The following is a 21,077-nucleotide window of genomic DNA, read 5'->3' on the forward strand; positions in this document are numbered from 1 at the left end:
AGCCACCTTCACGCTCGACGGGGGTAGGGACGCTGGGCGCGTAGGGCGGGGCGCTAGCGGGTTGCCGCGTGCTCCCCGGCGCGGCGGCCGAAGAACGAGCCCTCCCCCAATTGGGTTCCACTGGCATAGCCCTTGCCGTCCTGGGCAATGTTGGCCGCACAGGCCCCGGCGGCGTAGAGGCCCGGGATCGGCTGGCCGTCGCTGCGCAACACTTCGCCGTCCACCGAGGTCGCCAGCCCGCCGATGGTGAAGCCGGCGTAGATCGCCTTGCCCAGCGACAGGTCGAACGCACCCCACGGTCCGGTGTCCTGCGGAGCCAGGAACGGCGGCTGCTTGTGGAAGTCCGGGTCCTGTCCCTGCGCCGCGTGGGTGTTGTAACGGTCCAGGGTGGCCACCAGGTTTCCTTCCGGAATGCCTAGTGCGGCTTCCATTTCCGGCACCGTCTCCCACCCGTCGATCAGGGGAACCAAGGGCACCTGCGGCTTGCGCATGTGGGACTCGTCGACGATCAGGAACGCCGCGCTGTCGGGCTGGTCCATGACGAACCCCGAGGTGCGTGAGTGGTAGGAGTCCTCGGCGACGAAGCGCTTGCCCTCTTTATTGACGATGATCCCGGTGAGCAGGATCGAGGGCGGGTAGACCGGCGCGGTGATGAATATCTGGTCCATGTGCTTGGTGGCGCCGCCCGCCGACATCCCCATCCGGATGCCCAGGCCGTCGTCGTAGGTGTTGCCCAGCACGAACGGCTTCTCCGCCAGCTTCGGCGTGTACTGGGCGACCATCTCCGGATTCATCACGAAGCCACCGGCGGCGATCACCACCGACTTCGCCTTGATGACACCGCTTTCGGTGAAGTGCTTCCACGTGACACCCACGATGGCGCCGGCGGCGTCGGTGACCAGACCGGTGGCACCGGTTTCGTAGCGGATCGTCACGCCGAGGCTGTCGGCCCGCTTGAGCAGCAGATCGATCGCCATCTTGGCGCCCTGGGTGTCACCGGGCACCGGGACCTTGTGCCCACGCGGGGCCGGAACGGCCTCGTTCAGAAACGGCCACACCTTCTCGTTGCCGGTGAACATCAGCCCCTCGGTGTTGGGCTGGATCACGGCCTTCTCCGGGTAGTAGCTGCGCTCGAACGCAATGCCCAGGTCTTCAAGCCAGTTGAAGTGCTCGACGCTGCCGTCGCAATAGGCCCGGATCTTGTCGTGCTCGGGTTCGCGCGACACCGCGACGAGGTACTTGTACATCTCGTCGGCAGAGTCGGCATGCCCGGTGGCCTGCTGGACCGCGGTGCCCCCGCCGAGGTAGAAGTGACCGCCGGCCATGGCGGTCGTGCCGCCGGCCTCGGCGGCCCGCTCCAGCACCAGCACCCGGGCCCCGGCTGCCGCCGCGGTGACGGCCGCGCAGCCGCCACCGATGCCGAAGCCGATCACCACGACGTCGAACTCGTCGGACCACTCCGAAACCGTTTCGGCACTGGTGATGTCCGGGATCTGGGTGCTCATTGCCGCCACTCCTCCTCGTCGCCGGCGCTCGTCATCGGCGCCGCTGCGGTGTTCACCGCTGCTCCTGTTTGATGTAGTCGAAGACCGCTCGGATCTCGGCTGGGATGTAGGCGATCTCCAGGTAGGGGATGCCGGCGTCCGGAGCTGAGACGTACGCGAATTGCATGCCTCCGGGCATCACGCCCCGGGCAACGACCTGGGCGCCCTGCTCGGCGGCGTCGTTCAGCATAACTTCGAAGGTCGCGGGGTCCTCGGCCTCGATGCAGACGTGGTGCAGGCCCGGCCCGCGGTCACGGAGGAAGTCGTCGTAGAGGCTGCGCCCGCGCACCGGTGCGATCAGCTCCAATTGCATGTCTCCGGCATAGCTCAACGCGATGTCGGCGACGAAATCGGCCGGCTCACCCAGGTAGCTGCAGGTGTCCGGGGCGAAGTGCACCCCCGGCATACGGACCCATTTCCGCACGCCCAGCAGCGCGGTCAGCATCGATGCCGTGGCATCGAGATCACCTGTGACCCAGGCGATCTGGATGGGCGGGCGCGGCGTAGGCGTCACGACAGCGGGGTCGGCACGCCGACGTCTTCGCGGACCTGCTGGGAGATCGCCGGCCACGACACCGCGGCGGGGTAGTCGCCCCACATGCTGTTGAACAGTCCGACAATCCGGGCCGAGCCACCGTCGCGCAGCGCATACACCGGACCGCCGGAGTCGCCCTGCTGACTGCGAACACTGCGACTCATGGTGAACCAGCCGTTGTTGATCCGCTCGACGGTGCCGCAGGTTTCTCCGGTGACAATGCCGAAGTGGCAGACCGGCTCGCCGGGCTCAAGGCTGTCGTCCGGGCCGGCCTGCAGGTGCCGACCATCCGGCAGGACATCGTTGACATCGACGTCGTCGGCCAACTCGATCGCCTCGTAATCGGCGATCACCTGGTCGGTGTTGACCGTCGAACCATTGGGCGTGTTGTCACGAAAGGTCGCCAACCGACCGATCACCGTGCCGCCCCGGTCGGTGACGATTCCGCTCCCCCGACAATGACCGGCGGTGAAGGCCACCCGCAGCAGCGGGTCGACGTAGCCGAGAGTGCAGACATGGGTGTCCTGGCGGATCTCCATCCCCGGGAACACCAGCACTCGATCGGCTCGGGCCGTGGCGACGGTCGGGCCGGCGGCAGCCGCGCCGACCCCCAACAGCACCGCCAGCACCCGCGCAACGAGCCTGCGCAACCGTCGACTCCTATCGTTGAGGGCCGGGTTTCGGTCCGGCCGGACCATGCCACCATGGCGCAGCGCGGCGGCCCGGCCCCTGGGGATCCGGGCCGCCGCGGCGGCGTTGCGCGGCGATCAGGGGATCGTCAGCTCCTGACCGGGGTGGATCAGGTCGGGGTTGGCGATGCCGCTGGCCTCGGCGATCTGCGGGTACTTGTTGCCGTCACCGTAGAACCGCTCGGCGATGGCGAACAGGGTGTCACCGGCGACCACGGTGTACGTGCGCGCCGCGGGTGCTGCCTCCTCCACGGGAGCCGGAGCCTCTTCGGCCTTGGGCTCCTCGGGCGGCGGGGCGTCGGTCTCGGTCTTGGTGGACCAGGCCGCGCCGTCGGCGGCGTAGAGCACCACGTTGCGGTCGTCCTGCAGGACCAGCTTGACGTCCTTCTTGCCCTTGGTGTCGGTGTGCCATATCGGCTTGTCGGCGGTGTACAGCACAAAGTTGCCGTCCGTCTGCACCTCGGCACGCACCACGTCGTTGCCATTGGTGCCCGATGACCAGATGGCTTTGCCTCGCGCCGCCAACACCAGGTTGCCGTCCTCCTGCAGCGTCAGGGTGTAGGCCCCGTTGTTGGAGGTCAGCGACTCGCCCTTGACGAGTTTCTTTCCTGCAGTGAGCGTGTCTCCCAAGCTCTGTGCCACGTTGTCCCCTTCTCATCGGCACGCCGCGACCTGAATCGTCGGGCGTTGTCGCTCGGATGCGACGTTAGTCAGCCTAGGCGAACACCCGCCGGAGTGCCCCGCATTACGTCAGCGCGGTCTCGGTACCGGAGCTCCGGCCGGTTCCGCGGCCATGGGCTGCCAGCCGGGCGGCCCGAAGATGTAGCCCAGCCGGTCGCGCCACCGGGTCGCGCCGCGTACATCGGCGACGATCGAGGCGTACTCGTGGAATTGCAGGGTCACGATGTTGAAGGTGTCGACCGGCTTGGTCAGCCCATAGTGCGGGCGAAACCGCTCGGGAGCGAAGCTGCGAAACATCCGATCCCAGATGATGAGGATTCCGCCGTAGTTCTTGTCCAGGTACTCGGGGTCCATGCCGTGGTGCACCCGGTGGTGCGACGGAGTGTTGAAGACGAACTCGACTGCCCGCGGCAGTTTGTCGATTCGCTCGGTGTGCACCCAGAACTGGTAGACCAGGCTCACCGAAAAGCTGGCGAACACCATCCACGGAGGAATGCCCAACAGTGGCAAGGGAATCCACATCAAGATCTCGCCACTGTTGTTCCACTTCTGGCGTAGCGCGGTGGCGAAGTTGAAGTAGCGGCTGGAGTGGTGCGCCTGGTGCGTCGCCCAGATCAACCGGATCCGATGCGCGATGCGGTGGTAGCTGTAGTAGAGCAGGTCCACACCGACCAGTGCGATCACCCAGGTGTACCAGCGCGCGGGCGACAGATGCCACGGCGCCACATACGTGTAGATCGCCGCGTAGCCGAGCAGCGCGACGAACTTCCACGCCGCGGTGGTGGCCATGGACACCAGGCCCATCGAGATGCTCGCCCAGGCGTCCTCGGTGCGATAGGCACCGGCGGGCACACCCTGTGAGTCGAACTGCTCGAGCTTGCGCGCGGCGAACCATTCCAGGCTCAGCAGCAGGAGGAAAAAAGGCACGGCGAATATAACCGGGTCACGCATCGGCCCGGGCAACGCCGACCACACACCCGCGATCGCATCCACCGCCTGCTACCTCCGGATCACCAGCCTAGCGATGCCGGACTCGGCGGCACCCCCGATCAGTCCGATGACAACGACGACTGGTCCTCGGCGTGCCACTGCACCGCGTAGACGCCCGGCTGCAGAGACAGTTCGCCGACCAGTCGCTCAAGCCGGTCCGGCGCCCGGCTGTCCGACAGCATGGACGCGGTGAGGGCAATGTTGTCCTCGCCGGCGCGGACGGTGTGAATCCCCCGCAGAATCAGGTCGTTACTGGCGGTATGTTGCACGATCTGGGCGCGCAGGTACTTCTCGGACTTCGGCCGGCAGATCACCTGCACCTCATACGGCGACTGCGGTTCGTCTTCCTCCACGTGCTGATCACGGTCGATGAGCCGACCCAGCGGCCTCAGCAACACGTGGGTACCGACGATCGCGCCGGTCCCGATCACCGCGAACAGCAGGTTCCCCGCTGCAGCCAGCACACCGACCGCAGCCGAGCACCACAGCGTGGCCGCGGTGTTCAAGCCGCGAACGTTGAATCCTTCACGCAGGATGACCCCGCCACCGAGGAAACCCACCCCGGACACCACATACGATGCGACGCGGGTGGAGCTGGTGTCATCCGCAGCGATCGAGTACAGCACGAACAGCGTTGCGCCGGCGGCCACCAGCGCATTGGTACGCAGCCCCGCCATCCGCGCGCGCCACTGTCTTTCCAGCCCGATCAGCGCACCGCAGCCCAACCCGACAGCCAGTCGCAACGTGAACTCGGCGACGGTCAGCGTCTGCATGGACTTCAGCCTCCCACAGTCACCCGGCGACCACCGGCCGAGCCATGACCGTGGGCTTGAAGCCGTACCGCGGGGCGGCGAAACCGTAGTTGCGGCCCTGTCCGGCGCCCGCCAGCGGCACACCGGGCATACCGGCGGCGCCGGCCTCCGGTGCGTGCGCGGCGACCGTCCAGCCGGTGGCCGCGACCGAGGTACCCGGAGCTGCGGTAGCCGGTACGGCGGCAGCCCACGTCTGCGGAACCGACAGTGCACCGACTGATGCGGCGTGGCCCATGCTCGCCGAGGCGGTGCCCAGACCACCCAACCCGTGCATTCCGTTGCCCAATCCAGCGCCCAGCCCGCCGAGCATCGGCGTGAACGGGTCGATGGCACCCAAGCCCAGCGGGTCACCGGCGGCGATGGCAGCACCACGCACCACCGCCATGTCGGCAGCGAAGCTGGAGATCCCGGCCGCGGCCATCGGACTGAACGAGCTGCTCATGAGGTTGGTGGCGCCGTTCGCCACATCGCCAGGCTCCACACCCAAGAAGCTGGCGAGCCAGTCGATCAATGAAGCAGGCGCCGACGGCTGGGTGGGCGACGCGAGGCTCTGCAGTGTGTTCGGCGTGTTCGCAAGCGCCTGGGATGCTGCGGATTGCGCATTCGACGTGGCGGCCGTACCGGCGGCCTGGCTGACCGCGCCCTGCTGCGCGCCCTGCGCCGACGGATCGGCGACCTCACGCGGCGAGGTGAACGGCGTGACCTTGGTGGCTGCCGCCGACGACGCCGCGTAGCCGTACATCGCAGCGGCGTCCTGGGCCCACATCTGGCCGTACTGCGCCTCGGTGGCCGCAATCGCCGCGGCGTTCTGGCCGAGGAAGTTGGTGGCCACCAGTGCCGCGAGCTGGGACCGGTTGGCGACGATCAGCGGCGGTGCAACCGTCATCGCGTATGCCGCGTCGAACGCCGCGGCCGCCGCCTTGGCCTGCATGGCCGCCTGCTCTACCTTGGCGGCGGTGGCGCCCATCCACACCGCATAAGGTGCGGCCGCAGCGGCCATCGCGTTGGACGCCGGCCCCATCCAGCCTTCGCTGACGAGTCCGTTGATGACGCCCTGGTAGGCGGCCTCGGCCGAGCTGAGCTCGGCGGCCATCTTGTCCCAGGCGCCGGCGGCGACCATCATCGGTCCCGAACCGGGCCCGGTGTAGATACGCGCTGAGTTGATTTCCGGCGGGAATGCTCCGAAGTCCATGGTATTGCTCCCTTTTGATGGTTTTCGCCGTGAATTGCTGGTCTTTGGGTGGGTTGTGCAGGCACGCTCGATGCCCGATATGCGTTGCAGCCGTAATTCAGACGGCCGGAGAAATCGGGACAGCGGTCATAGCGACATGCCGGAGCCAGTCATGCCGAACCGCTCACCTGCTCGACGAAAAGATCGAGCTACCAAGCAATTTCAGGGCATGCCGAAGCCTGGCGCCTTCCGCTTCGGAAAGGTACGCCAGTCGACGAGTTCAGCGCCGGTGCGAATCAGATGGTGAAAGCAGTACCGAGATCGAAGGAGACGAACATCGATCTCGGATAGGAACTATCACTCGGACTCAATGTCGCTCTCACCTCCTCTCGGCCTGGGCACGCGCGGGTGCCTGCACGTATGCACGACGAGGTGAAGTTACCCGGCGACAGCCGAGATCCGCACCCCTCTCGTCAGAGCTTCGGCACTGCACGGCGTGTCCTGGCCTGCGCAAATGTGCAAACCCGGAAGCCACTTGGGCTCAACCCTTAATCCGGGAGGAGCTGTCCTGACCCGGGGCGTCTTTCGACGTTCGGGGTCAGTGGCCTATATCCGTGCAGACGCCTCACCTAACGAGGTGCTTGCTTAACCATAGTGCACCAGTGCGGTGACAGGGTCAATCGGACGCGGCGGGTCGCCTGCAAGCCGCCGTCCACGGGCCCGCGCCGGATACGAAAGAGCTTGCCCTCACAAGAGAAGTCGCACCGGAGTCAGCCCGGCTGCCGATCCGTTCCGGCACCGCTGTGACCGTCCGGGTTGACGTGAACGGCGTGCACGCCGGGCTGCTCGGCGAGTTCCTCGAGCAGGCTGTCGAGGCGGTTGGGGTCGACGTGCCAGTGCTGCACGTCGGTGGTGCCGGCCAGCTCGGTGACCAGGCGTTCTAGTCGGCTCTGTGCATGTCCGTTCATAGCCGCGGCGGGCCCGCCGCGCGGGGCTGCGCCGGTGAGCGCCCTTCCCGCCAGGCTCGCCAGCGTCATATCAGCGAACACGCCGGTGGGGATCCCGGCCGCGGCGGCCGCAGCGGCTGGCGCCCCCACTACCCCGGCGGCCGGCACCGCGGCGGCGGCCAGCTTGGCCACCGGCGCGGTCGACGTCCAGCTCGGCGGAACGCTGAGCCTGCCAACCGTTCCCGCCGCACTCGGGGGCGAGGATACCGACCCGGCGCCGGTGGCCAGCGGTACCATGGTCTGCCCTGAAGCAGCCAATGCCGAAGCCCCAGAACCGAATCCAGCACTTCCTCCGGTAGCCGCCGCGATGTCCAGGTCGGTGGTGAGATTGCGGGAGTATTGGATCATGCCGTACAGAACGGATTTGATGGCGTCGTTGAACGGCACGATGCTCTTCGGCAGGATCAACAAGTAGGAGACGAGTTGTGACAGGGTTGGCGCGCTCGCCTGAGCCGTCGGGGGCGACAGCGAAGCCGCCGCCTGACCAAGCCCGTGCAACGCCTGCGGGATCGCACTGATCAACCGCGACAGCTCGCTGTTTGCGGTCGCTTGGGCGACCGCCGCCGCCTGCCCGCCCAACCCCGAGGGGTCGGTGGTGGCCGGCGGCTGGGTGAACGGGGTCAGCTCGGTCGCGGCCGCTGACTGGGCCGCATAGGCGTACATGGCCGCGGCGTCCTGAACCCACAGGTGTGCATACTCGGCCTCGAGCGCCGCGATGGCTGCACTGTTCTGGCCGAAAACGTTCGTTGCGACCAGCGGCTCCAGCGCACTGCGGTTAGCTGCTATCACCGGTGGCGGCGCAATAGCCGAGTACGCCTCTTCGAAGGCTGCCGCCGCCGCGGTGGCGCGGGCCGCGGCTTGTTCAGCGAGCGCCGCGCTCGCATTGAGCCACTCCACGTACGGTGCGACGGCGGCGGCCATCGAGCCCGCGGCTGGTCCCAGCCACCCCTCGTCCAGCAATCCCGTCAGCACCGACTGATAAACCCCGGCAGCCGAAGCGGTTTCGGATGCCACCTGTGCCCACGCGGTCGCGACAGCCAGCATCGGCGCCGAGCCCGGCCCGGTATACAGGCGTCCGGAATTGACCTCCGGCGGCAGCACGGCGAAATCCATCTCGGTCACCCCCCGTCCCCGGGACCTTCGCACGAGCCCGGCTGTTGATCGGCGTCGAAGTACACCTCATGGACACCGGGTTGTGTGGCCACCTCGCCCAGCAGGCCCTTGAGCTCGCCCGGTTCGGCATGCCAGTGCCGCACCTCGTTGGTTCCGAGGAGCTCAGCGGTGGTCCACTCGCTATGGCTCTCGGCCCGCCCGCTCCTGTGGCCTGCGCGCCCGCCGACAGCAGCCGCCGCCACCCCGACGCCAGGGCGTGCAAGGGCTGCCGCGGCTGCCGGTGGCGTCGCGGGCGCGGAGGTCGCAGTGGTCCCTACCTCGGGCACCGAGTCGGTCCAGGCCGACGGGACCGCAAGCTTTCCGACCGCACCCGCGGTTCCGGTGCTCGCAGCCACCACCGGCCGGGCGCCGGCCCTGATTGACGTGGATTCGATCGCGGTGGAGATCGTTGTACCGGAACCGAATCCGGCTCGGCCGCCGGTGGCCTGGGAAATGTCGAGGTCGGTGTTGAGGTTGCGCGCATACTGGCCCATCCCGTAGAGCACCGAGATGTTGGTGTCGTTGGCGGGCAAGACCGACCGCGCCAAAGTCTCGATATAGGACGCGGTCTGCGACACCGGGTCGCTCGGCGCGGCCTGCGCACTTCCCGCGGCGGAAAGGCCCTGCAAATCGTGCGGAATCGCGCCGAGCATCTCCGACAGCTGGGAATGCGTGCTGTCCGAGGAGGCCAGTCCCGTTGCGACACCCTGGGCGGGTAACGCGGCCGGGTCAACGACCGGTGGCGGCGCGGTGAACGGCGCCACGGCTGTCACGGCTGTCACGGCTGTCGAGCGGGCCGCGTAGCCGTACATTGCCATCGCGTCCTGCAACCACATCTGGTTGTAGTCGGCCTCGGTCTCGGCGATCGAGGCCGCGTTCTGCCCCACCGCGTTGGAGGCAACCAGGACCGCCAACAGGCTGCGGTTGGCGGCAATCGCCGTGGGCGGCACCGTCGCTGCGAACGCCTGCTCGAAATCGCTCACGGACCGCAGCAGCGCGCTCGCCGCCTGCTCCGCCGATACCGCGGTGGTGGCGAGCCAGTTCGCGTACGGCGCAGCCGCGGCAGCCATCGACTGCGATGCCGGACCGAACCAGCTCTGCCCGGTGAGGCCGGAGACCACCTGTTGGTAGGCCGAAGCCGCAGCGCTGAGCTCCCCGGCCAGCCCGCGCCATGCCGCGGCCGCGACCAGCATCGAGCCGGTTCCCGGACCCGCGTACATCCGCGCAGAGTTCACCTCCGGTGGCAAGGCTGCGAACTCCCCGCCCGACACGGATCAGTCCGCCGCGGACGGGGGAATCACGATGATGGTCGCCTTACTCGGCTTACTGGGCTTGCTCGACGCCGCCAGTCCGGTGGCCCCGCCTTCCCCGCGCCCGGCGGCTGCCCCGGTGGCACTCATGGCCCGCGCGGCCAGACCGCCTAGAGCCAGGTCGCCGGCCAGTCCGCTTTCGCCCTCCGCGGCAATTGCCGCAACGGCTCCCGGGCCGGCTTCGGGAAATACCGCGGCGACCGCCTTCGCGGTCGGGGTCTGCGCTATCCAGCCCTGCGGCACCGCCAGTCGCCCGATCCAGCCGCCGTTGCCCGACGCCGCTGACACCACCGGGGCGCCGACCAATCGGTTTCCCGCCAGCGCTCCTGCCGGTAGTGCCTGCGGCCCCTCGAGCCAGGGTTTGGGTCCCAGCGCCCGGTTGACCGAGGAGACGACATTCGCCCCGTTCATCGGCAGCAGCACGCACTGGATCGCCAGCAAGTACGGGATACCGCCGATACCGAACAGCGAGATCGGCGACAGCGGGCCGGCCAGGAAATCAAGGATCGCGGTCGGATCCGCCTGGGCCGACCCCGATAGCGCCATACTCTGCAGCGCCTGGGGCACCATCGAGATCAGTTGGGCTAACGACGACTGAGTCTCGGCTCCGGCTCCCCCGGCCGCCTGGGTCGCTGCCGCGGACTGGGCCTGCAGACCGGCTGGGTTGGTGGTCTGCGGCGGTGTGGCGAACGGCGGCAGGGCGGTGGCGCCGGCCGACGCGCCGGCGTAGCCGTACATAGCTCCCGCATCCTGGGCCCACATCTCGGCGTATTCCAGCTCGGTGGCCGCGATAGCCGGGGTGTTCTGGCCCAGGATGTTGGTGGCGATCAGGGACAGGAGCAGGCTACGGTTCGCCGCGATGACCGGTGGCGGGACCGTCGCACCGAAGGCGACGTCGTATGCAGCAGCGGCGACCCGGGCTTGCACGGCGGTCTGCTGGGCCTGCGCGGAGGTGCTGCCCATCCAGCCCGCGTAGGGCTGCGCGGCCGAAGCCATCGATGCCGCCGTCGGGCCGGACCAGGCATCACCGGTGAGACTGGAGACCACCGAGCTGTATGACGCCGCGGTGGACGTCAACTCCCCGGCCAGGGCATCCCACGCGGCGGCAGCAGCCAACAAGGGACCGGAACCCGGGCCGGAATACATCCGGCCCGAGTTGATCTCCGGCGGCAATAGCCCGAAATCCATGCCAGTCCCCTTTGGTCAATCGACCACCGGGCGGATTTCCGATCAGCTGGTGAAAATTACTTGCGCCCCAGCGCGTTTCGGCCGATCAGGCCCAGCTGGAGCCCACCGAGGCGTCGGTGTTGGCCATGTTGTTGCCGGCCGACTGCACCTTCTGACCGTGGCTGTTGGCCTGCTCGTAGATCACCGCGAAGTTGCGACCCAACTGCGCCACAAACTCCTGGCACGCCACCGAACCAGCACCACCCCAAAAATCACCGGCAGCCAGCACATCGTGCACGATCGCCTGATGCTCAGCCTCCAACGAAGCAGCCTGCGCACGAATCAACGCACCGTGAGCATCCACATCACCGAACTGGTAGTTAATCGACATCTGCGGTTCTCCTTCTAGCTCGACAGGATCTGCTGGGAAGCAGCTTCCTGCTGCTCGTAGTGGTTCGCGTCCCGAATCAGCCCATCCCGCACACCGTGCAGCATGGTCACGATGTTGCGAAACGCGGTCTGCATCTGACCCATGGTGTCCATCGAGGTCCGCTCGGCCAGACCACCCCAGCCCGCACCGGAGATGTTCGTCGAGGACGCCCACATCCGACGAGCCTCGTCCTCCACCGTCTGCGCGTGCACATCAAAACGGCCCGCCATCGAACGCATCGCGTCCGGATCGGTCATAAAACGTGTTGCCATGTTTGTTTCCTCGATTCTTGAAAGTTGTTGAGATGTAAAGGTATTTGGAACTATCCGGCCGACGCGGCGTTGGCCGCCTCGGTCGCTGCGTAGGTGTTGGCGCTGGTGTTCAAGGTGGCCACGAACGCTTGGTGGATGGCCTCCGCCTGGGCGCTGATGGCCTGGTACATGCTGGCGTGCGCGGCGAACTGCGCAGCGGTCAGCGCCGAAACCTCGTCAGCAGCGGCCGGCACCACACCCGTGGTCGGCGTTGCCGCCGCCGCGTTCTGAGCACTGAGCGCCGAACCGATGGCGGCCAGATTGCCCGCAGCCGCCGTCAGCGCCTCCGGCTGGGTGTTCACAAAAGTCATGGGACTCTCCTCCAAGAATGCCGGCCGCAGCACGACCGACGCTCACCGACTGCGACGAGCCGAGGCCCCGTGACGACGTCGTACCGGAGCGTGCTCAACGCAACATGGTTCAAATAACAGAAACGGTGCCGGAGTCGGATCGGGACCAATCAGTCGCCGATTCCGAGCGGGAATTATCGCCGGGACACAACTCTCGTCCTCACCTCCTGACACCGACAGAGACCAACTGAGCCGGGCAAAAGCACCGGCCCCTTACCTGCGCAATGGTGGCATCGGTACCGGTGAGCGTCAACCCAGACAAGCGGTCCTTACCCTGTGAATCGACTGTCGGGCGACTGTTAGTTCAGGACGGCTTCTTCTCGGCAACCGCCGCGCTGAGTCCTTCGGCGAGGTCCTCGCGGGTCAATTCCCTGAACTTATGCAGCCATTCCTCGCTGAAATCGGTGACATCGCCGGAGAGCACCGCGTCCAATTCGGAATCATCGAGACGGAAACTGCGGTGATCGCGGGCCTTCTCCACGACATTGCGGACGAAACCGGCGTTGCCCAGCACGTCGATGCCCCGGATCAGATCGCCGTCCTCGGAGTAGTTCTCGTCGGCGTAGAACTTCTCATAGGACGGCAGCAGTCCCTCGACAGCCTCGTCGCTGACCACGTCCTCGTTCTCCGCGCCCATCATCTTGGTCAGTTCCAGCAGTTCGGGCGGGGTGTAGCTGAAGAACTCGATCACCGTCGAGAAGCGGCGCCGCAGTCCCTGGTTGACCTCCAGCATCCGCTCCATCGCGTTGGCGTAGCCGGCACCGAACACCACCAGTTCGTCGCGGTGATTCTCCATGTAGAGCAGCAACGTGTTGATGATCGCGTTGCCGTACGCGTCGCCCTGGCTGTAGCCCCGCTCGTTCAGGGTGTGCATCTCGTCGAAGAACACCGCACCACCGAGCGCGCCTTCGAGCAGTTCCTCGGTGTTCTTCTCCGCGTCGGCCATGTAGCGGCCCAGCAGCTTGGAGCGGTTGGTCTCCACCACCAGTGGTTTGCGCAGCACGGTCAGGCCGCACAACTGTTTGGCGAAGGCCCGGGCCACCGAAGTCTTGCCGGTGCCGGGCGGGCCGAGCAACAGGGTGTGCCGCGAGGCCACCGGAACCGGCAGCCCCATCTTGGCGCGCGCCAGATTCACCTTGGTGGTCGCCTTGATCAGCTTGATCTCCCGCTTGGCCTGCTCCATGCCAAGCATGGCGGCCAGCTCCGCATCGCCCTCGGCCAGGTACCGGGCGGCCTCTTCGGCGTGCCGATCGGCTTCGGCCTGTTCACGGGTCGGGGCACTGTCGGGATCCCACGGATCGGTGCGGGCCTCGATGGTCTCCGGGTCGGTCAGCACCAGGCGAAAGTCGGGATTGTCCAGTGCCTCGCGCGCGGGCGTGAATTTGGAGTCCCGCGAATAAACCCGGCGCAGCAACTCGGCGGCCTCGTCCTCGCGGCCCAGATGGCGCAGACACATGCCCTGGGTGTAGAGCGCGACGTTTGCGGCGCCGGGCACGCGGTCGCCCTCGATGGCCTCCTGAGCCCGCCGCGTCGCCTCCTCGAACACCCCCAGCGAGGCCAGCGCAGTGGTGGCCATCGCCGCCGCCGCGGCCTTGAGTTCGGGCTGGCGCCAGGGCGCCGCTGCCGGGAACTGCTTGAGCACGTCCGGCCAGCGTCCGGTCCGGAAGTACAACAGACCCCGCACGTAGCTGACCAGTTCGGTTTCGAAGGGGTTCCGCGGCTCGATGCCGTCGAGCAGCTTCGCCGCCTCGTCGTAGCGCTTGGCTTCGGCCAGCGCCGCGGCATACGCGGCGGCCAGCGACTCCACGCTGGTGACCATCAGGCGCAGGAACATGCCGTCGGAGACTTCCGGGCGGAACTCCAAGTCGGACAGGCCCAGTCGCCGGGTCTCCCAACCGAACGTCCGAACCGTCCGCCAGGCGTTCCCCAGCGTCTCGATGTCGGAGTCACCGGCTAGCACCCGAGCCAGCCAGGCATCGCACATGCTCGGGTCGATGGAGCTGGCCGTGGTGAACATCTGCAGCGCGACCTGCGGGTTGTGACTCGGCTGCAGTCCGTTCACCGAGATCCCGGAGGCCAGCATGCCCGCGACCATCGCGTTGCGCGCGTCGGACGTCGCCGGTCCGGTCACCCGCGCGCTCCAGCCGCCGCCGCGGGTGTGTACTCCTCGATCACATCGACCGACACCGGCAACTGCTCACCGTCCTGCAAGTCCCGTCCCGGCACCGACATCCGCCGATGGGCGGTGGGCGCCGGCAGGCTGGCGCAGACGGCTTCCAGCTGGCGCCGGCCCACGAAACGGTTCAGCGCGGACCGCACGTTGCGGCTGGGCTTGTCGGCAGTGTGATAGCGCGCCAACACCGAGATCTCGGTGGTTCGGCCCCCGCCGCGGGAGAGCCGCACCGTGACCACCGTTGCTTCGCTCTCGGGGTACCACAGATGTTCGAGATTCTCCGGGTTGATGTCGTTCGGCGAGACCCAGAAGTTGGTGACTTGACCTGCCGGCCGGTCGCGGAACAACCGGTGCCGCAACTGGGTGGCATCGAGGCCTGCGAGTACCGCCTCGTCGACGGCGTCGAACTCGTCGGCGTGCAGTACCTGGGCGCTGAGCTGACGGCCGTCGATCTCCTCGGCCAGTCGCTCGGTGGCGGCCGCCAAGGTGGCGGCCAGTGAGTCGCGCGTGGCCACCGCGTTGACGTTGTGCTGCGGGTCCATCCGCAGCACCACCCAGGTGTGACGGCGGTCGGGCATCGACGGGTTCTCTTCGACATCGGGGTCGTCGGCGTCGCGCGGATCCTTGCGGGTGCCGACGGACACGACATCGATGCTGTCCAGCCGCACGTCGAACTGGCGCAGCCCGGCGGCCAGGCGCTCCACCGGCAGGGTCGCCTCCGCAGCTCGGCCGTGCCGGCCGGTCACCGACGCGGCCCGCCCGCCCACCGCGATGACCGTCACCAGCCGGCCTTCGTGCTCGCGGACACCGACCGACTCGCGTCCGAAGCGCCGGTGGTGATCGATTGCCACGCCACGGCCCTGATGCAGCGCCGCGTCGGGGTCGGTGAACTGATCGGCCACCCAGGCCGCCCACATCGTGCTGATCGGCACCCGCCGATAGGTGAGCAGCGCGAGGAGCGCGACCAGCACGGCGACGGCGACACCGGACCACCACACGTAGTCAGCCGCCTTCGGGTCACCGGGCCAGCGACCGGCGAGGACCAGGATCCCCACGTCGATCAGAAAGACCACGGTGACCCGCATCCAAGACAGGTTCAGACCTAGTGCGTGATGTGCCTTCATCGGTTCCTTGACGATCGTCGCAGTGCTGCCACTCCCAGTGCCACGCCGGCCGCCGCGAGCGCCGCCAACAGCCCGGCTCCGGCGACCCAGGCCGGTGTCATGTCACGTTCGGGCGGCATCGGCGGTACCTGCAGCGGTGCCGACAGCCGCTCCGGCGGCTGGGCCGGAACGTCGGGGACGTCCCAGGTCAGTGCCGCGACCGGGTCGACGATGCCGTAACCGACCACATTGTCGACGCCACGCGCCGGTGGCCGGGCGGTCCGGATCAGCCGGTTGATCACCTGGTGTGCCGACAGTTCCGGGTATTTGGCCCGCACCAGGGCCACCACCCCGGAGACGATCGCCGTGGAGAAGCTCGTCCCGGACGGGACCAGCAGCGAGTTCTCCGGGCCGTCGACGGCGTTCATCAGCCCGTCGTCGCGCGGCGAAAGCCCCTCGATGTCGGTACCGGGAGCGGCGATCGACACCCATGGGCCGGCCACACTCGACTTGGACATCGGTGCGCCCGCCGAATCGACCGCGCCGACGGTCAACACGTACTCGTCGTACCAGGCCGGGGTCACCACGGTGTTGACGCCGTTCCAGTCGCGGGGGTCATCGGGGCGCATCGCGTTGTAGACGGGGTTCTGCTTGCAGTCCCGCCAACTGGCGTCACCGGCGGCGGCGACGATCACCGCGTTCTTCTCCACCGCGGCGTAGCGCACCGCCGCACCCAGATCGGCCTGGTCGATGAGCGTGCGCACGTTCATGCAGATGGCTGAGGAGATGTTGATGACCTGCGCACCCATGTTGGCGGCGTGCACGATCGCCCGGGCCATGGTGCGGATGCCGTCGGTCTTCTCCCGCAGCTGCGGGTCACGTCCGTCCGCGAACGGTTCCTTGGGCCCGAAGGCCGCGCTGTACTGCCGGATCGCGATCACCTGCACGTCGGGCGCGATGCCACTGAACGCGTCCGGCGCCCCGCCCGGTGGCGGTGCGCTCGGGGCGCGGAAGTCGACCGGCGCGGTCCGGGCCTGACCGGAGAAGCCGGCCGATCGCACCGCACCTGCGCTTGCGCCAGAGGGCGTGTGCGTCGACGACGCTGCAGCGCCGGGCCCCGGGGCCGGCCCGGGCGCCGGTCCAGGTGCCGGAGCAGGAGCGGGTGCGGGAGCGGGGGCCGGCGCGGGGGCGGGTACCGGGCCCTGGCCCGGAGCCGGTTCCTCGCCCTCGACAGGCGGTGGCGGCGGCGCTTGTGGCGGCGGCATCACCAGGATGGTCGTCGCCGGCGACGGCGTCGGTGGCGGCGGCTCGTTGGTGGGAACCGACGGTGGCCGACGAGTCTGACGGGGCGGTGGCAACGGGGCCACCCCGTTGTCGGGCATCGCGGCGATCAGCGAGGCCACCAAGGTGCCGTGCGCATCGCAGTCCGACAAACCGTCGCCGCCGGCCATCACATAGTCACCGCCGGGGATCAGGTTCGGCAGCCGCGGGTGCGGGCTCACGCCGGTGTCGATGACGGCGACGGTGACGCCTCCCCCGCGACCGAATTTCCAGGCCTCCTGCAGGTTGAGCATGTCCATGTAGGCCGGCTGCACGCGGAAGTCGGAGTTCGGCAGTACCCCGACCTCGGTGCAGTACGAGGTCTGCCGCATGGTCTGCGGCGGTCCGGGCGTACCGTCCGGCGGCAGCGCCGCAGGGTCGATCCCGGGCGGCTCGATGGCGCCGGCCGGTGGCATACCGGCCAGCGAGCCGCTGGCCACCATGATCATCGCGGCGCCGGCGGCCGCGGTGCGCTGCAGCCGACGCACGCCCCTACCGGTACCGGATCGCTTCATAGGTATTCATCAACCACAGTGCCAGCGGGAACAACGGCATGAGGCACAGGTATTCGATCCACTCGACGAACTTGCGGAACAGCGGGCTGTAGATGGTGTTCGGCACGATCACCGCGGAGAGCAGCCCGAACATCGGAACCAGCACCAGCACCGCCACGCCGACCACCAGAGCCGTGGGCGTCCACAGCACCACCGCGAATCGCACCACCACGGCCGCGACGATCACCAGCCCGGTCAGCGTCACCGTGACCGCCTGCAAGCGATCCCGGAAGGAACGGCCCCGCAACACCAGGAACCCCGCGGTCAGGCCGGCCAGCAGCAGCGGCAGCCACGACCGGTCCGAGTGGGGGTCGCACAGCCCGGTCATGCACACCGCAATCAGCACGCCCAGCCCGGACAGCAGGCCGGTCAGGAACGACCGCGCCCGTTCCGCGCGCAGCACCACTTCGCGAACCGACTCCGGCCCCTCCAGCGACGGCGGGGCGCCGGGCGTGGTCACCACCGTGGTGGGCAGGTCGGGGCGGGCCTCGAACACCCAGCGGCTGGTGGCCGACGGGAATACCGGCAGCCGCAGCCCGGCCAGCCACCGCGACAGCGACGGAGCCCACTGGTAAGCCAGCACACAGACCAGGTACACGCACGTCATGAGGGTCACCGCGCCGGTCAGGAACAGCATCCGCAGCACGCAGGCGAACATCACGGCCACGCTGATGGTGGCAACGGCCGAGTAGGCGGCCAACTGCCGCCCGGTGAGCCGGATGACAGCCAATGCCGCAATACCGGCCACACCGAAGCCCAGCGCGGCATGCGCTGCGCCCACCTCGCCGGGCACCGCCGCCGCGGCCGCCACCACCAGGGGGATCAGGCCGGTGGCCAGCAGAATGTCACCGACGCGCCGGTCGGACGCGTTGCGCGCCTGCATCAGGATCAGTGCGGCGGCGATCAGCACTAGGAAGGCCAGGCCCGCACTGAAGCCGGCCGTCAGCCAGCTGTCGTGCTGGACGCGCCAGCCCGCGAGGAGTCCGGTGGCCAGCAGCACACCCAGCGACAGGGTCGAGACCCCGACGCGCACGGCCGTTGCCGCGTCGACCGGGGCGAATCGCTTTGCCAGGTTGACCGAGACCGCGGTGGAGATGTGCTCGATGACCGGCGAGCGCCGCTCCCGGTCCTCGATGAAGCGCAGCCACAACCGGTCGCCGTCGTAGACGTCCTGTTCGGTCAGCGACTGGTTCGGCCGCAGCGCCGTGCCGTCGACCAGGCACAACACCCAGCGGCCACGGCCCTCGGCTTGCAGGGTGGGTTCTTCGAGTTCGGCAAGCCGGCCGTTGATCACCTTCAGCAGCGGGTCCAGCATCACCGATACCGGGGCGTCGGCGTCGAGCAGCGTCCCGATCTGGACACCCTCGCCCGCCATGACCCCGACCACCACGGCCCGGGGTGCCGACGGAGCAAGGTCGCCGCCCGCCTGTCCCGACTCGATCGCCGCGGTCATGAGTGCATCACCTGACCGACGAATACTGACCCCATAGAGCCCATAGGTGCCGCCTTGCAATTTGTCATTTTTAAAGTCAGTCCAATTCTAAAGGCACTTCATGTTATTCGCACGACCCGCGTTTACTCGCAGTTTTCCGGTGCGACACTTGGCATTCGGCGCCCAGACCTAACGAGCGGTCCGTCAGACCCTCCGATGCGTTTTCCAGGCGCCGTAGGGCAGGGTGTCCAGGACGGTCTTGACGCCCACCTGAACCAGCTGCGGAGTGGCCGGGCAGATCGCCAGCCACGCTTCGCCCGAACCTGCGGTGCGCGCCTGCTGATACAGCGCAATCCGGCCGCCTGACCCGTCTTTGAGCGACAGCACCGAGGCACTCGGACCCTTCGCGTCATCGCGGTATTGCCGCGCATACACCGCGGCTTCGGCCGCCGGCTCCGACAAGGCCTGTCCCAGCGCCGCGACGGTGGCGGCACTGATTCCCATCCGGCGCAGGTCTCCCCCGGTGAAAATGTTGAAACCCGAATCCTGCCAGCTCTGGGTGGCCTCCAGCATCTCCTCCATCGGCACGTTGACCGCGGTGATCTGGGCCGGGTCAGCGTGGTGGATGGATTCCATACCGTCGATCACCAGCGCGGCGATCGAGGCGGGGTCGGTCACCGAGACGTCGTCGACGGTGATGTCGGTGCCGACGCGTACCGCCGACACCCAGTGCTCACCGCGCCGCGCCAACAGCACCCGGAACTCGTTGTCGGGGATGTCGCGGGTGCCGGGTTCCTGGTCTTCGGCGTCGATGACCCCGTAACGCAGCTTGCCCAGCGACAGCAGCGCGATCACCTCGAGATCGGGTGCCGCGAGCACCCGCATTCGTGCTGCGACGGTCTCGTTGACCTCGTCGTCGACGACGATGCCCTGCTCGCGCATCACCGCCATGCCGGGATGCTCGGACAACCAGTCACTCGAGTCAGTGGAAACATAAGGCCGACAACGTAACTCGGGTGCAACATGGCGGATGTCCAGCAGCGCCTGCAGCATCCAGAAACCCTCGACGTTGACGGTGATGTCGGTGCGAGTGCTCGGGTCCATCACTACCCTCCTCTTACGGGTTGGTCGATGTACTTGGCTATTGGATCACGCGAGAGGGCGCGACCGCTCGGCACCACCCGCCAATTGCAGCACGCGACAGCACACCCGTGGATCGGGTGTGCTGCCGCGCTGCGAAATTGCGGGGCGCTCAGGCCCAGCTGGAGCCCACCGAGGCGTCGGTGTTGGCCATGTTGTTGCCGGCCGACTGCACCTTCTGACCGTGGCTGTTGGCCTGCTCGTAGATCACCGCGAAGTTGCGACCCAACTGCGCCACAAACTCCTGGCACGCCACCGAACCAGCACCACCCCAAAAATCACCGGCAGCCAGCACATCGTGCACGATCGCCTGATGCTCAGCCTCCAACGAAGCAGCCTGCGCACGAATCAACGCACCGTGGGCATCCACATCACCGAACTGGTAATTGATCGACATGTTCGTGTTTCTCCCTCTGCCTAGCTGCCCGACAGGATCTGCTGCGACGCAGCTTCCTGCTGCTCGTAGTGGTTCGCGTCCCGAATCAGCCCATCACGCACACCGTGCAGCATGGTCACGATGTTGCGAAACGCGGTCTGCATCTGACCCATGGTGTCCATCGAGGTCCGCTCCGCCAGACCACCCCAGCCCGCACCGGAGATGTTCGTCGAGGACGCCCACATCCGACGAGCCTCGTCCTCCACCGTCTGCGCGTGCACATCAAAACGGCCCGCCATCGAACGCATCGCGTCCGGATCAGTCATAAAACGTGTTGCCACTGCACTGTCTCCTTGTCTGAAGTTCGTTGTTTCTGATTGTTTTTCGTAGTTGACGGGTTATTGCCGCCGGTTACGTCGGTAACCGACGACCGGCTTTGAACGAATGAATGGTTCCCCTTCCATCAGCCCGTAGCCGGTAATGCGGTTGGCTCCGATCAGCCCGCCGCGGCAGCGTTGGCTGCCTCGGTGGCGGCGTAGGAGGTCGCACTGCTGTTGAGAGTGGCCACGAACATCTCGTGGATCGCCGCAGCCTGCGCGCTGACCTGCTGGTACATCGTCGCGTGCGCAGCGAACTGCGCCGCGGTCAGTGCCGAGACCTCGTCAGCAGCGGCCGGGACCACGCCGGTGGTCGGGGCGGCAGCGGCGGCGTTCTGCGCGTTCAACGCCGAACCGATACCGCTGAGATTCGCAGCGGCAGCTGACAACGCTTCTGGCTGCGCATTCACAAACGACATTCGAGTCCCTCCTCATCGATCGCGGTCAGCAATC

General features: G+C 67.6%; 21 protein-coding genes and 1 riboswitch. All 21 genes read right to left on the reverse strand.

The genetic code is table 11. The annotated features are described in order from the left end of the window. Positions 1-53: 53 nt before the first annotated feature. Positions 54-1,505, reverse strand: coding sequence for an FAD-binding protein (locus ACJH5R_RS07100; protein WP_406757171.1), 1,452 nt, complete (start codon positions 1,503-1,505; stop codon positions 54-56). 52 nt (positions 1,506-1,557) lie between these two features. Beyond that, the gene (locus tag ACJH5R_RS07105; protein ID WP_406757172.1) at positions 1,558-2,058 is read right to left on the reverse strand and encodes a VOC family protein; all 501 of its coding nucleotides are present in this window, start codon (positions 2,056-2,058) and stop codon (positions 1,558-1,560) included. Continuing rightward, positions 2,055-2,729, reverse strand: a complete 675-nt coding sequence (locus tag ACJH5R_RS07110) for a hypothetical protein (protein ID WP_406757173.1) — start codon at positions 2,727-2,729, stop codon at positions 2,055-2,057. Before ACJH5R_RS07110 ends, ACJH5R_RS07105 begins: the two co-directional genes overlap by 4 nt. Positions 2,730-2,846: 117 nt before the next feature. Next, positions 2,847-3,398, reverse strand: a complete 552-nt coding sequence (locus ACJH5R_RS07115; RefSeq protein WP_406757274.1) for a LysM peptidoglycan-binding domain-containing protein — start codon at positions 3,396-3,398, stop codon at positions 2,847-2,849. Between the two features lie 120 nt (positions 3,399-3,518). Continuing rightward, positions 3,519-4,442: a sterol desaturase family protein gene (locus tag ACJH5R_RS07120; protein WP_406757174.1), complete on the reverse strand. Its 924-nt coding sequence runs from the start codon at positions 4,440-4,442 to the stop codon at positions 3,519-3,521. A gap of 56 nt (positions 4,443-4,498) precedes the next feature. Further along, positions 4,499-5,212 (reverse strand): MgtC/SapB family protein, encoded by a 714-nt coding sequence (locus ACJH5R_RS07125; RefSeq protein ID WP_406757175.1) that lies wholly within the window; start codon positions 5,210-5,212, stop codon positions 4,499-4,501. A 19-nt stretch (positions 5,213-5,231) separates the two neighbouring features. Then, complete coding sequence (locus ACJH5R_RS07130) at positions 5,232-6,443, reverse strand: PPE family protein (RefSeq protein WP_406757176.1); 1,212 nt, start codon at positions 6,441-6,443, stop codon at positions 5,232-5,234. A gap of 437 nt (positions 6,444-6,880) precedes the next feature. Further along, positions 6,881-7,066: riboswitch (M-box (ykoK) riboswitch) on the reverse strand. A 126-nt stretch (positions 7,067-7,192) separates the two neighbouring features. Beyond that, the gene (locus tag ACJH5R_RS07135; RefSeq protein WP_406757177.1) at positions 7,193-8,542 is read right to left on the reverse strand and encodes a PPE family protein; all 1,350 of its coding nucleotides are present in this window, start codon (positions 8,540-8,542) and stop codon (positions 7,193-7,195) included. A 5-nt stretch (positions 8,543-8,547) separates the two neighbouring features. Next, a complete protein-coding gene (locus ACJH5R_RS07140; RefSeq protein ID WP_406781558.1) occupies positions 8,548-9,852 on the reverse strand; it encodes a PPE family protein in 1,305 nt (434 codons plus the stop codon). Between the two features lie 3 nt (positions 9,853-9,855). Next, positions 9,856-11,079, reverse strand: coding sequence for a PPE family protein (locus tag ACJH5R_RS07145; protein WP_406781559.1), 1,224 nt, complete (start codon positions 11,077-11,079; stop codon positions 9,856-9,858). A gap of 85 nt (positions 11,080-11,164) precedes the next feature. Next, positions 11,165-11,449 carry a WXG100 family type VII secretion target gene (locus ACJH5R_RS07150; protein WP_047317298.1) on the reverse strand — a complete coding sequence of 95 codons (285 nt, stop codon included), beginning with the start codon at positions 11,447-11,449 and terminating at the stop codon, positions 11,165-11,167. 14 nt (positions 11,450-11,463) lie between these two features. Further along, on the reverse strand, positions 11,464-11,760 hold the full coding sequence (locus tag ACJH5R_RS07155) for a WXG100 family type VII secretion target (RefSeq protein ID WP_406757180.1): 297 nt from the start codon (positions 11,758-11,760) through the stop codon (positions 11,464-11,466). A 50-nt stretch (positions 11,761-11,810) separates the two neighbouring features. After that, the gene (locus ACJH5R_RS07160; protein ID WP_046286641.1) at positions 11,811-12,110 is read right to left on the reverse strand and encodes a PE family protein; all 300 of its coding nucleotides are present in this window, start codon (positions 12,108-12,110) and stop codon (positions 11,811-11,813) included. Positions 12,111-12,453: 343 nt separating this feature from the next. Then, positions 12,454-14,244: a type VII secretion AAA-ATPase EccA gene (eccA, locus tag ACJH5R_RS07165; RefSeq protein ID WP_406757275.1), complete on the reverse strand. Its 1,791-nt coding sequence runs from the start codon at positions 14,242-14,244 to the stop codon at positions 12,454-12,456. 32 nt (positions 14,245-14,276) lie between these two features. Continuing rightward, positions 14,277-15,407 (reverse strand): type VII secretion protein EccE, encoded by a 1,131-nt coding sequence (eccE, locus tag ACJH5R_RS07170; RefSeq protein ID WP_406781560.1) that lies wholly within the window; start codon positions 15,405-15,407, stop codon positions 14,277-14,279. Positions 15,408-15,442: 35 nt separating this feature from the next. Further along, positions 15,443-17,260, reverse strand: coding sequence for a S8 family serine peptidase (locus tag ACJH5R_RS07175; RefSeq protein WP_406757182.1), 1,818 nt, complete (start codon positions 17,258-17,260; stop codon positions 15,443-15,445). Then, positions 17,238-18,752 (reverse strand): type VII secretion integral membrane protein EccD, encoded by a 1,515-nt coding sequence (gene eccD, locus ACJH5R_RS07180; RefSeq protein ID WP_406757183.1) that lies wholly within the window; start codon positions 18,750-18,752, stop codon positions 17,238-17,240. The genes ACJH5R_RS07175 and eccD overlap by 23 nt, the downstream gene beginning before the upstream one ends. Positions 18,753-18,935: 183 nt before the next feature. Next, positions 18,936-19,835: an ESX secretion-associated protein EspG gene (locus ACJH5R_RS07185; RefSeq protein WP_406757184.1), complete on the reverse strand. Its 900-nt coding sequence runs from the start codon at positions 19,833-19,835 to the stop codon at positions 18,936-18,938. 148 nt (positions 19,836-19,983) lie between these two features. Next, positions 19,984-20,268 carry a WXG100 family type VII secretion target gene (locus tag ACJH5R_RS07190; protein ID WP_047317298.1) on the reverse strand — a complete coding sequence of 95 codons (285 nt, stop codon included), beginning with the start codon at positions 20,266-20,268 and terminating at the stop codon, positions 19,984-19,986. Positions 20,269-20,288: 20 nt separating this feature from the next. Then, positions 20,289-20,588: a WXG100 family type VII secretion target gene (locus ACJH5R_RS07195; RefSeq protein WP_406757185.1), complete on the reverse strand. Its 300-nt coding sequence runs from the start codon at positions 20,586-20,588 to the stop codon at positions 20,289-20,291. Between the two features lie 155 nt (positions 20,589-20,743). Next, positions 20,744-21,043 carry a PE family protein gene (locus ACJH5R_RS07200; RefSeq protein WP_046283697.1) on the reverse strand — a complete coding sequence of 100 codons (300 nt, stop codon included), beginning with the start codon at positions 21,041-21,043 and terminating at the stop codon, positions 20,744-20,746. Between the last annotated feature and the right edge of the window lie 34 nt (positions 21,044-21,077).

It is taken from the genome of Mycobacterium sp. SMC-19, assembly GCF_045310815.1.
In the GTDB taxonomy this organism is placed as follows: domain Bacteria; phylum Actinomycetota; class Actinomycetes; order Mycobacteriales; family Mycobacteriaceae; genus Mycobacterium.

Coding starts and splice junctions, on each gene's coding strand:
- ACJH5R_RS07100 (WP_406757171.1), bottom strand. CDS start 1,505: ATGAGCACCCAGATCCCGGACATCACCAGTGCCGAAACGGTTTCGGAG.
- ACJH5R_RS07125 (WP_406757175.1), bottom strand. CDS start 5,212: ATGCAGACGCTGACCGTCGCCGAGTTCACGTTGCGACTGGCTGTCGGG.
- ACJH5R_RS07150 (WP_047317298.1), bottom strand. CDS start 11,449: ATGTCGATTAACTACCAGTTCGGTGATGTGGATGCTCACGGTGCGTTG.
- ACJH5R_RS07155 (WP_406757180.1), bottom strand. CDS start 11,760: ATGGCAACACGTTTTATGACCGATCCGGACGCGATGCGTTCGATGGCG.
- ACJH5R_RS07160 (WP_046286641.1), bottom strand. CDS start 12,110: ATGACTTTTGTGAACACCCAGCCGGAGGCGCTGACGGCGGCTGCGGGC.
- ACJH5R_RS07145 (WP_406781559.1), bottom strand. CDS start 11,079: ATGGATTTCGGGCTATTGCCGCCGGAGATCAACTCGGGCCGGATGTAT.
- ACJH5R_RS07135 (WP_406757177.1), bottom strand. CDS start 8,542: ATGGATTTCGCCGTGCTGCCGCCGGAGGTCAATTCCGGACGCCTGTAT.
- ACJH5R_RS07200 (WP_046283697.1), bottom strand. CDS start 21,043: ATGTCGTTTGTGAATGCGCAGCCAGAAGCGTTGTCAGCTGCCGCTGCG.
- eccD (WP_406757183.1), bottom strand. CDS start 18,752: ATGACCGCGGCGATCGAGTCGGGACAGGCGGGCGGCGACCTTGCTCCG.
- eccE (WP_406781560.1), bottom strand. CDS start 15,407: ATGCGGGTCACCGTGGTCTTTCTGATCGACGTGGGGATCCTGGTCCTC.
- ACJH5R_RS07130 (WP_406757176.1), bottom strand. CDS start 6,443: ATGGACTTCGGAGCATTCCCGCCGGAAATCAACTCAGCGCGTATCTAC.
- eccA (WP_406757275.1), bottom strand. CDS start 14,244: ATGGTCGCGGGCATGCTGGCCTCCGGGATCTCGGTGAACGGACTGCAG.
- ACJH5R_RS07185 (WP_406757184.1), bottom strand. CDS start 19,835: ATGGACCCGAGCACTCGCACCGACATCACCGTCAACGTCGAGGGTTTC.
- ACJH5R_RS07175 (WP_406757182.1), bottom strand. CDS start 17,260: ATGAAGCGATCCGGTACCGGTAGGGGCGTGCGTCGGCTGCAGCGCACC.
- ACJH5R_RS07190 (WP_047317298.1), bottom strand. CDS start 20,268: ATGTCGATCAATTACCAGTTCGGTGATGTGGATGCCCACGGTGCGTTG.